Genomic DNA, 11,165 nt, shown 5'->3' on the forward strand with positions numbered 1-11,165 from the left:
AGGAGTAGCTGATGACCACGATTTCCAACACCAGCGGCAATAGCTATCTGGACAGCCTTAAAGGAACGGACACGACCACAAAAGAAGATAGCGGTGCACTTACGCAATCGGATTTTTTTGCTTTGTTAACGCAGCAGCTGGCGTTTCAGGACCCGACTAAACCGGTTGAAAATGATCAGATGATTGCGCAGATGACCAGTTTCACTATGGCCGACGGCATTAGTTCGCTGAACACCAATTTTAAAGACTTTGCCGCCAGTATGAATTCCAATCAGGCATTACAGGCTTCCAGCCTGGTTGGACGAACTGTGCGGGTCAATTCAGATACGCTGATTTTTGACGGTAAGAATTCAACTTATGGTGCTATTGACGTGCCGGCAAAAACCACATCGATGAAAGTCAGTATCTACGATGCCAGTGGCGCCTTGGTGAAAAGCGATACAGTGTCTAATCCCAGCGAAGGTAAGTTTGAACTTGCCTGGGACGGAACAAATGAAGCGGGCACTGTGCAAGATACCGGGCTTTATACGATGAAGATTGATGCCACTGTTGACGGAAAAGCGCAAAGCTTGGTTACGTCCAGTTATGTTCCGGTTGCCAGTGTGACCTTAGGTACATCAACCGCAGACATGAAACTGAATTTACTTGGCCTTGGTGCCAAAAAAATGTCAGACATTTTAGAAATTGCCGCAGGCTGATGCCTGACTATCGAGGTGAACTATGAGTTTTAATATTGCATTGAGTGGTCTGGCTGCAGCCCAGAAGGATTTGGACACTACTGCCAACAACATTGCCAACGTCAATACAACGGGTTTTAAAGAATCACGTGCTGAATTTGCCGACGTCTACGCCGGTTCCATTTTCTCACCAGGCCGGACCAAAGTCGGTGACGGTGTGACGACTTCGCAAGTGGCACAGCAGTTCAGCCAGGGTGCATTGAAATTTACGCAAAATTCTTTGGACATGGCGATTACCGGTGATGGTTTTTTTGCGTTGACCTCTGATTTAGCATCACGGGACATGACCTTTACCCGTTCTGGCGCTTTTAAACTCAGCAAAGACAATTTTATCGTGGATAATAACGGCAATTTCCTGCAGGGCTACCCGGTCGATCCTGCAACAGGTTCTGCCAGTTCGGTCAGCCTCAGCACGACCAAACCGATCCAAATTCCAAGTACGGCTGGTGCGCCCCGTTCGACCAGCAATGTTTATATGACAATGAATTTAAACTCAACGCTGGTAGCTCCGGCTGGTGGCTGGGCGACTTTTAATCCATTAGACAAATCGACATATAATACCGGTTCAACAACTTCAACGACTGTTTATGACAGTTTAGGTGAACCGCATGTGCTGTCTTTCTATTTCAGACGTACGGCAACAGCAACAGATAACAACTGGGAAGTCTATGCTGTTTTTGATGACAATACTGCGACAGCCGCAACTGCGACTGCAACAAATGGTCAGTATTTTGGTCCGACCATTTTAGATTTTGATGCCAATGGTATTCCGGTAACACCTACATCAACGTCAATGCCTGATTTGGTTATCCCTTCAACAACTTTGAACACAACTGCATTCCTGACCAATGGTGCGCAGTTTACCAGTAATCTGACAGTGAACTTCAGTAATCAGGCCGGGACAAATTTCCCAACGCAGTATGCCAGTAAGTTCGAAGTGGGTTCGTTGAACCAGGACGGTACTACTGTGGGTCGTCTTACCAGTATTGATATTGATGCTGCAGGTAAAGTCATGGCGAGTTATAGCAATGGTGATCAGACTTTTTTATCTCAGGTCAGTATGGTTAAGTTCGCAAATCCGCAGGGTCTGACCCAAGCTGGCAATACATCTTGGAAACAAAGTCTGCGCTCTGGTGAGGCACTTGCCGGCGAAGCAAACACTGGTACCTTGGGTGCTATCAACTCTTCGGCACTGGAAAGCTCCAACGTCAACCTGACCAATGAATTAGTGGACCTGATTGCTGCACAGAGAAACTTCCAGGCCAACTCACGTGCGCTGGAAGTCAACAGTTCGCTGCAGCAGACGGTACTGCAAATCCGCTAAGATACTGCTTTGTAAAAAACCACCTTCGGGTGGTTTTTTATTCGCCATCATCTCTGGCGCTCCCCCTTTGAGGCCAACGCTGTGTGTTGTTAAAAGCCGCTCCCTGTGTTTTTTGTTTGCCTCCGTCCAAAGCTGACTTGTCCGGTCGACAATGCGCTTTTTCAAAGGCGCTTCAAACGTTTTTTATGCCGGACAAGCGGCAAACGACTGCCACTACAACCGTATCGCCCCGTCTGCATGATTTATGGCACCATCCTTGCTTTAGCTGCTTAGATAGAGAAGGGGGATCACTATGGATCGCATGGTTTACATCGCAATGACAGGCGCAAAAGAGAACATGAATGCGCTGTCGGTGCGGGCCAATAACCTGGCCAATGCCAATACCGTTGGTTTTAAAGCCGATTTGGCGCAAGCCCGTGCTATGCAGGCCTTTGGTGACGGCCAGCCGACCCGGGTGTTTGCCCTGACCGAAATGCCAAGTCAGAATTTTGACGCTGGCGAAATCAAGATCACACAAAACGAGCTGGACGTTGCTATTCAAGGCGACGGCTGGTTTGCCGTCGAGGATGGCGAGGGCAATGAAGCCTACACCCGCGCCGGTAATCTACAAATTAGTCCGGAAGGTTTTTTGCAAACCTCCTCCGGCCTCAATGTGCTGGGTGAAGGTGGTCCGATAGAAGTGCCACAGCCACTCAGCAAAATTGAAATTACCAAAGATGGTGGTGTCAATGTGTTACCCCGCGGTGCGCCAGCGACAGCGATGGTCGAAGTCGCCAGAATAAAACTGGTCAAGCCCGACAATCAGGACATGTTCAAAAGCAACGATGGTTTGTTTCGCCGCAAAGACGGTGAGCCAGCCGAAGTGGACCCGACAGTGAATTTGCTGAGCGGGGCCGTTGAGGGCAGTAACGTCAACGCCGTTGCCGAGATGACTTATATGATCAACCTGCAACGCCAGTATGAGCTGCAGGTAAAAATGATGAAGACGGCCGAAGATATGGACCGTCAACATAATCAGGTACTTCGTATCATCTAGAGCTTAAAGCTCAGGAGGACTCTATGCATCCGGCACTTTGGATCAGTAAAACCGGCTTAGACGCCAAACAGCGCGATATTTCGGTGATATCTAACAATCTGGCCAACGCCAGCACGGTGGGTTACAAAAAGAGCCGGGCAGTGTTTGAAGATTTGTTATACCAGAATATCAACCAACCCGGCGGTCGCTCGTCGCAAAACTCAGAGTTGCCAAACGGCCTGATGATTGGTGCCGGGACAAAAGTGGTCGCCACGCAAAAAAACTTCACGCAGGGCAATCACATGACCACAGACAATGCGTTGGATGTGATGATCCAGGGGCCCGGTTTTTTTGAAGTGCTGATGCCGGATGGCACTATTTCTTATTCGCGGAATGGCCAGTTTACTACCGACAGCGAAGGCAATCTGGTGACCTCAGGTGCCGGTTATCAAATCCAGCCGACTATCACTATTCCGCCTGAAGCCACCGAAATCACTATTTCTCAGGATGGTGAGGTGTCAGTGAAGATCCCCGGACAAGTCGAGAATGCGGTGCTCGGTCAGCTGGTCGTGACTAATTTCATAAACCCGGCCGGTCTTGAGCCTATCGGTCAGAACCTCTTTAAACAAACCGGCGCCAGCGGCGACCCGGTGCAGGGTGTGCCAGGGCTTGAAGGCATTGGTTTCATCGTGCAAGGCGCATTAGAAGCTTCAAACGTCAATGTGACGGAAGAACTGGTGGGTCTGATTGAAAGTCAGCGCGTCTACGAAATGAACTCCAAAGTAATTTCGGCAGTAGACCAGATGCTGAGTTTTGCGATTCAGCAGCTCTGATTGGTGGAGGTTGTTATGCGGCAGTTATGGCTGGTTTTATTTTGTTGTGGTTTGGCTTCCTGCGCCAGTTATGTGCCAGAGGCTTTTCCGGATGACCCGGCGTTTGCACCTTTGCCGCCGGAGCCAGCCGCCAAACCTGTGCTGAATACCGGTTCTTTGTATGCCAACGGCGTCTCCAATGGCCTGTACTCTGACAATAAAGCCCGGCGCGAAGGCGACATTATTACGGTGGTGCTGAAAGAGAATACCCAGGCGTCAAAAAAAGCCAAAACTGAATTTGGCAAAGATTCCAGTAATTCGATTGACCCTATGGTGGGGCTGGGCGGACGTAATGTGTCGGTGGCCGGTAATACGCTGCAGCTTGGGGTTAATTCCAGCAGTGAATTCAAAGGCGATTCCAAAGCCGACCAGAGTAACAGTCTGGTTGGCGACATCTCTGTCAACGTACTGCGGGTGATGGCCAATGGCAATCTGGTGATCCGTGGCGAAAAATGGCTGACGCTGAATACCGGTAAAGAATATATCCGGCTTACCGGCGTGATCCGGCCGGAAGATGTTGATTCCCGTAATACTGTGGAGTCGACCAAAATCGCCAATGCCCGCATTGAATACAGTGGTACCGGCGCGACGCACGGCGGTCAGGGGCCTGGTTGGCTCACCCGGTTTTTCTCCAGTGCATTATGGCCATTCTGAGCGGGGAACCTGCAATGAACAAGTATTTGTTGAGCGCGGCTATGTTGTTGTTAATCACCAGTGCTCAGGCGGCCAGAGTGAAAGATGTGGCGACAGTGGAAGGCGTGCGGCATAACCAGTTAGTGGGTTATGGCCTGGTGGTCGGTTTGCCGGGAACTGGCGAGCAAAGCCCTTTTACCGAGCAGAGTTTTAAAACGATGCTGGCGAATTTTGGTATTAATTTACCGGCCGGCATGAAGGCGCAGATTAAAAATGTTGCTGCTGTTGCTGTGACTGCAGAGCTGCCACCTTTTGCGAAGCCTGGGCAGAATCTGGATATCACTGTAGCTTCAGTTGGCAGCTCAAAAGGACTGCGCGGTGGACAGTTATTGCAGACCTTCTTAAAAGGCCTGGATGGTCAGGTTTATGCGGTAGCGCAGGGCAGTCTGGTCGTGTCAGGTTTAGGCGCTGAAGGTGCTGACGGGTCGCAGGTAGTGGTCAATACACCGACTGTGGGTCGTATTCCAAATGGTGCGACGGTCGAGCGTGAGGTGCCAACGCCATTTTCGCAGGGCGACTACATCACTTTTAACCTTAACCGTGGCGATTTCACCACGGCGAAGAACCTGACTGCGGCGATTAATCAGTTTATCGGACCCGAAACGGCCCGTACGCTGGATGCCCGTTCAGTACAAGTGCGGGCGCCACGGGACATTGACCAGCGCGTCTCTTATTTGTCAACGCTGGAAAACCTGAGCTTTGAACCAGCCTCCGATGCCGCCAAAATCATTATTAACTCCAGAACCGGCACCATTGTCATCGGCAAAGATGTGCGGTTATTTCCAGCAGCTATCACCCATGGCGGCATGACGGTGACAATCGCGGAGAACCCGCAAGTCGTGCAGCCAAATGCTCTAGCCGGTGGCCAGACTGCTGTGCAACAAAACACTATTATTGATGTCCGGCCGGATAAATCACGTATGTTTAAATTTGATCCGGGCACGACGCTTGATGAGCTGGTGCAGACCGTCAATGCAGTTGGTGCTGCCCCGGGTGACCTGATGGCCATCCTTGAAGCGCTGAAAGAAGCAGGCGCTATCCACGGCGAGCTGGTGGTGATCTAAATGGCCGCGCCGCAAGTGGATGTGTCTTATCACGACCTGTCCAGTCTGAATGAACTGCGTGCTTTAGCCAGCAAAGACAAGGTGGCGGCAGTACGTCAGGCCGCGCAGCAGTTTGAGTCAGTGTTTATGGGCATGCTGATGTCGAGTATGCGCAAAGCTAATCAGACCTTTGAAGAAGACAATCCGCTGAATAGCCAGGCCACCGGTTTTTATCGGGACATGTATGATAGTCAGCTTACCGCGGAACTTTCGAAAAAAGGCACCTTGGGCCTTGCCGATCTGATGGTCCAGCAGTTGGCGCCGGAAGCGGCAAAAAGTAAAGCGGCGAGTCAGGTGTCTGCACCTAACCGTTTTACGGTTCAGACCGAGAAAGCCTTGCCTCTAGCGAAAGAAAGCCAGGCTTTGGCTTTGCCGGTAAAGCAGGCGCTAAAACTAGACGCCGAACGCATTGTGTATCCGACTGTGCAGGCTCAAATCAAGCACATAGAACAGTCTGCCATCACGCTGGGCAGCGAAACGGCGATATCAGCACCTCAGAACGTGCAAAAAGCCGGTGTATTACAACAACTGGACGCGGAAATGCTGGTCAGCGCGGTACCAGCTGAGGCACAAGCCAAAGTGGTTCCGGCGGTAGCGCCTGATGTTGCGGTCGTTGACGAAGGAAAGCCAGCGATCGATTCCACAGATGACAGCCTCGCGGCCTTATCGGCACTCACCGGACCTGAAGCTGAGTTTGTGAAGGGTATTTTGCCTGCTGCACGCCAAGCAGCGCGTCAGCTAGGTCTGGAACCTTTGGCGTTGGTGGCGCAGGCTGCGCTGGAGACTGGTTGGGGCCAACGCATGTTTAAAGCAGTCGACGGCCGCGAAAGCTATAACTTATTTGGTATCAAAGCCCAGCCAGACTGGCAGGGAAATGTCGCCGTGGTGGATACGCTTGAATATCGCCAGGGCATTGCACGGCAGGAAAAAGCAAAATTTCGCGTCTATGACAGTTTGCAGGCCGGTTTACAGGATTATGTTGATTTTATCCGTCAGCAGCCACGTTATCAGGACGCTGTTGCGGTCAGTAATGATACCGCTAATTATTTTCAGCAACTGCAGGCCGCCGGATATGCCACAGATCCGAATTATGCACAGAAAATTTTACAGGTAATGAATGGATCCGTGCTGAAAGAGGTACGGAATTTGCTGAAAAATTCAGGTCAAACAGAATTGTGAGCAGGCTTTTAGCCTTTGCAGGAGTAAATCATGGCTGATAATTTATTAACGATAGGCACATCCGGTGTACTGGCCAGTACCGGCTTGCTGAACACTACCGGTAATAATATCAGTAACCTGAATACTAAAGGATATGTCCGGCAGAGTACTGAGTATGAAGCCGCGATGCTGGGACTAGGCGTTGGACGGGGCACCACAAACCGGTTAGCCAACGAATTCTCATTATTGCAATTGCGACGGGACACTTCAGCTCTCAGTTACAACCAGCAGTTTCTGACGGAAGCAAGCCGAGTGGATTCCCTGTTCTCAAACACTTCAAACAGCATTGCCAGTGGGATCTCGGATTTATACAAGCAACTGCAGTCCGCCAATAATGATGCGTCCAATACTTCGTTTCGTCAGTTGGTAATGGGGAGCGCCCAGACCTTGATAGGGAAATTCAATACCCTATCCAGCATAGTTTTGGAGCAACGGCTGGCAATCAATCAGCAACTGGATGCGCTGGTATCTGACGCAAATTCGCAGATCACCGTGATTGCAGAACTGAATAAACAGATTGCTGGTTATGGTCAGGGTGCCAATACTCCGGCACCAAACGACCTGCTTGATAAACGTGATGAAGCACTGCGCAAATTATCGGAGCTGGTTGAAATCACTACAGTGGATGGTGAAAACCGGGAAAAGCTAGTTTTTCTTAACACCGGGCAGTCAATCGTGCTGCAGCAGGGCAAATTTAGCCTGATGAGCACGGTCGGAGATCCTGACCCGGAGCGCAAATCCCTGCAGTTGCAGCTCGATTACAATTCGAATGTGATTGGAGAAGTGGAAAGCCAGACGCTGGGCGGCAAGATAGGTGGCTTGCTTGAATTCAGATCGCAAATGCTGGAGCCGACTCAAAACAAACTGGGGCAGCTGGCTTTGGGTCTTGCCGATGCATTTAACACGCAAAACCGGCTTGGCATGGACGGCAATGGTCAGCTTGGCAAAGACATTTTTAGTCTCGGTACTTACGGTGGCTATCCAATGACCAGTAACACCGGTGCAGGCATTGTGACTGCTGTAGTCGAGCCGGGTAAAGGCAAAGATATTCCACCAAACGATTTTCTGGTGACCTTTACTGCCCCTAACCAATTCACGATGGAAGCCTTAGATACACGCGGTAATGTGATTGCGGGCTCTGCAGTCACTCAAACTATTACTGCTTACCCGGCGACTTTCAACAGCAGCAATGTACCCGGGAATTTCCTGAACGGCTTTGAAATAACTCTCGACAACACCGCAGGGGCTTTTGCTAACGGCGACCAGTTTGTTCTCAAACCGTTGAGCATTGCCGGTCAGACAATATCTTTGTTGAATAACAGGCCTGAAGATTTAGCACTGGCATCGCCGCTGCGTGGCGAATTTAATATCAATAACCTCGGCAATGCTAAAGTTGGCGCCATCAGCATAACAGACACTGATCCGGCAACTTCGCAGTTTACGGCGCCTGGCGCCGTTACGGGCGGCCCATTTACTGTCACTTTTATCGGCGGTGGTCAGTTTGAGATCCGTGACAATGCCAATGCGCTGCTGGGGACTACAGCTGCAATGGCGAGCGGCTCCTACAATAACCTGTTTGATTCCGCCGGTTTAAGCGGTTACGGTTTTGACATGTCCGTAACCGGGGTACCAAAAATTGGCGATAACTTTACCCTCAGCTATAACACAGGTGGTTTTAAGGACAATAGTAATGGGCTCGCGATGGCAAAGCTGCAGGATAAAGATTTGCTAAGAAAAACTGCAGTTGCCGCAGCGGGTGCCGATAACGTGATGACGTTGAACGAAGGTTACGGCACTATGGTTGGTGCCATAGGCGAAAAAACCAGCCAGATTAAGATAGCCACTGAGTCTTCAAAAGCACTGCTGTCGCAGTCAGAAGCATGGTATCAATCTGTTTCAGGCGTTAACCTTGATGAAGAGGCGGCTAATCTGATTCGTTTCCAGCAATCTTATGCTGCAGCTGCAAAAATTATATCAACGTCACAAACCATTTTTGACACGCTGTTGCAGGCTGCGAGGTAGTAACTGATGCGACTCTCATTTAGTCAGAAGTACCAGATTAACCTGAATGCGATTCTTAATGCGCAGGAAAAGTTGCAAACGGCAAGTGCGAAATTAGAAAAGCAGACCAAAATTCTAAGCCCTTCCGATGATCCTGCCGGCTCAGCACGTGTTGTTGCGTTAGATCAGCAAATTAGTCAGGTAACCCAGTACCAAAGTAATAGTGTCCTGCTGAAAAACAGTCTGGACATGGAAGAGACAGCATTAAGCAGTATCCGCACTGCCAGTGATCAGGCTCGCGCATTAATAGTTTCTTTAGGTAACGGCGCCTATTCGCAGCTCGATCGTACTGCTATCGCACGGCAACTTGATAATATTAAAACCCAGATTTTTGATCTGATGAATCAGAAAGACACCAATGGTGGTCATCTGTTTTCAGGGTTTCAGGAGCAAACCCAGCCGTACAGTCTGGATTTGTCGACTGGCCGTTATGTGTACAATGGCGACGAAGGTCAAAAATCCATGCAGGTTTCTCCTTCAGTGACCATTGCAAGTAACGATAGTGGCAAAGATATTTTTGAGGACGTAAACGCCCGTTTTAAAACAGATAGCATTGCCATCAGTGGTGGTTTGACGGCAGGTAAAATTGTTGTACAAAACCAGTCGGTGTTTGACGATTTTTATCGCCAGAACTATGACGGGCAGACGGCTGCTAATAACGATTACCAGCTGGTTATCGATGGCGCCAATAACTACGAAATCATGCGAAATGGCGCAAGTCAGACTCCGGCAGTCACCGGAGTTTACACACCAGGTACGCCTGTCACTTTTAAAGGTCTGAGTTTACAGGCTGACGGCTCGGGACCCGGCCAACTGGATTTCAGTTTAAAAGCGCCTGAAAAAATTAATATCCTAAATACATTGACCGATCTGGTCAGTGCAATTGAAGTCGATCAATTTACCGGTGATGCCCTGAGCGAAGCGATAGCTGATGCTTTGGTACAGATTGATAATGCTGCACTGAAAGTCGACTCTGCAATGTCAGGTGTCGGCGGACGCCAAAACGTCTTGGACAGCGTTTTCGAAGGAAATGAAGATTTGCAAATCAATAATAAAGGTTTCCGAGCTCAGATTTATGAAGTCGATTATGCCGAAGCACTGACAGAGCTGACCAAGCAAGAAACTGCCTTGCAGGCTGTCCAGTCGACCTTTAGTCGAGTGACCAGTACCAGTTTATTTGATTATTTGCGCTAGAAGTTACCTACAGACTGAAGTCTCCCAAATTTTAAAAAGCACCTGCAGGTGCTTTTTTCATGCCGAAGCAAAAATGGACCGGCAGAAATTTACCGCTTCTTTACTGAGAAAAACAGCTGTTAAAAAGACTTTGATTACCTGAATGGTCATTTTTATAAGTTAGATCAGGAAAAAGACCAAAAGGGGAGGCAGGTTTTTGCCGGGAAATAGCAGGATGTCTTCCTCTGTAAGCCTTTATTTATATGACGTTGGTCTAAAAAACACTCAAGTTTTCCGAAGTTCTGCCGTTAACTAAGTATCAGCGCTTAAAAATACAAAAAGCTGATGATGCAGCGAACAGCCATCAGGAGAACGTATCATGCCATTATTCGTTAACACTAATATTTCGTCGCTGAACTCTCAGCGTCAATTGATTAACTCAGGTAAGTCCCTGGATACCGCTTTCCAGCGTTTATCTTCGGGTTTGCGAATCAACAGCGCAGCCGATGATGCGGCGGGTCTGCAAATCAGCAACCGTCTGACCAACCAAATCCAGGGCTTAGACCAGGCCATCCGTAACGCGAATGATGGTATTTCGTTGGCACAGGTCGCTGAAGGCGCCATGGATGAAATTACCACCGCACTGCAACGTATCCGGGTGTTGGCAGTCCAGTCGCAAAATGGTATTAACAGCTCGTCTGACCGGCTGGCACTGCAAAAAGAAGTATCGGCACTGAAGGCTGAAATCAGCCGGGTCGCGACAACAACTCAGTTTGGTGGCGTGAAGCTGTTAGATGGTAAATATTCATCGACCTTCCTGGTAGGCGCTAATGCGGGCCAGACCATCAGCGTGAATATTTCGCGTACAGGTGGCGGTTTTGGGACTTCAGGCCTTGGTCTGGCGAATTTAAGTATCAGTAGCCTGACAGGTGCCTCAGCAGCCCTGACAGCCCTGGACAGCGCCATCAC

Annotated in this window: 10 protein-coding genes; all 10 read left to right on the plus strand. The window is 49.6% G+C overall.

The annotated features are described in order from the left end of the window. The first annotated feature begins 11 nt into the window (after positions 1 to 11). Positions 12 to 698 carry a flagellar hook assembly protein FlgD gene (locus Q399_RS0120860; protein WP_051686220.1) on the plus strand — a complete coding sequence of 229 codons (687 nt, stop codon included), beginning with the start codon at positions 12 to 14 and terminating at the stop codon, positions 696 to 698. 22 nt (positions 699 to 720) lie between these two features. Then, positions 721 to 2,061, plus strand: coding sequence for a flagellar hook protein FlgE (gene flgE / locus Q399_RS0120865; RefSeq protein WP_031572035.1), 1,341 nt, complete (start codon positions 721 to 723; stop codon positions 2,059 to 2,061). Positions 2,062 to 2,353: 292 nt separating this feature from the next. Further along, on the plus strand, positions 2,354 to 3,097 hold the full coding sequence (gene flgF / locus Q399_RS0120870; RefSeq protein WP_031572037.1) for a flagellar basal-body rod protein FlgF: 744 nt from the start codon (positions 2,354 to 2,356) through the stop codon (positions 3,095 to 3,097). Between the two features lie 23 nt (positions 3,098 to 3,120). Beyond that, complete coding sequence (gene flgG, locus Q399_RS0120875) at positions 3,121 to 3,909, plus strand: flagellar basal-body rod protein FlgG (protein WP_031572039.1); 789 nt, start codon at positions 3,121 to 3,123, stop codon at positions 3,907 to 3,909. Positions 3,910 to 3,924: 15 nt separating this feature from the next. After that, on the plus strand, positions 3,925 to 4,602 hold the full coding sequence (gene flgH, locus Q399_RS0120880; RefSeq protein WP_031572041.1) for a flagellar basal body L-ring protein FlgH: 678 nt from the start codon (positions 3,925 to 3,927) through the stop codon (positions 4,600 to 4,602). A 14-nt stretch (positions 4,603 to 4,616) separates the two neighbouring features. Continuing rightward, positions 4,617 to 5,705, plus strand: a complete 1,089-nt coding sequence (locus Q399_RS0120885) for a flagellar basal body P-ring protein FlgI (RefSeq protein ID WP_031572043.1) — start codon at positions 4,617 to 4,619, stop codon at positions 5,703 to 5,705. Beyond that, positions 5,706 to 6,923, plus strand: coding sequence for a glucosaminidase domain-containing protein (locus Q399_RS0120890; protein ID WP_031572044.1), 1,218 nt, complete (start codon positions 5,706 to 5,708; stop codon positions 6,921 to 6,923). It begins immediately after the preceding gene. Positions 6,924 to 6,953: 30 nt separating this feature from the next. Then, positions 6,954 to 8,984: a flagellar hook-associated protein FlgK gene (gene flgK / locus Q399_RS0120895; protein ID WP_031572046.1), complete on the plus strand. Its 2,031-nt coding sequence runs from the start codon at positions 6,954 to 6,956 to the stop codon at positions 8,982 to 8,984. A gap of 6 nt (positions 8,985 to 8,990) precedes the next feature. Beyond that, positions 8,991 to 10,217, plus strand: coding sequence for a flagellar hook-associated protein FlgL (gene flgL, locus Q399_RS0120900; RefSeq protein ID WP_031572048.1), 1,227 nt, complete (start codon positions 8,991 to 8,993; stop codon positions 10,215 to 10,217). 358 nt (positions 10,218 to 10,575) lie between these two features. Next, positions 10,576 to 11,165, plus strand: a 590-nt coding sequence (locus Q399_RS0120905; RefSeq protein ID WP_031572050.1) for a flagellin N-terminal helical domain-containing protein, incomplete at its 3' end; no start/stop codon positions are given.

This window comes from Rheinheimera texasensis DSM 17496 (assembly GCF_000711985.1).
GTDB lineage: Bacteria > Pseudomonadota > Gammaproteobacteria > Enterobacterales > Alteromonadaceae > Pararheinheimera > Pararheinheimera texasensis.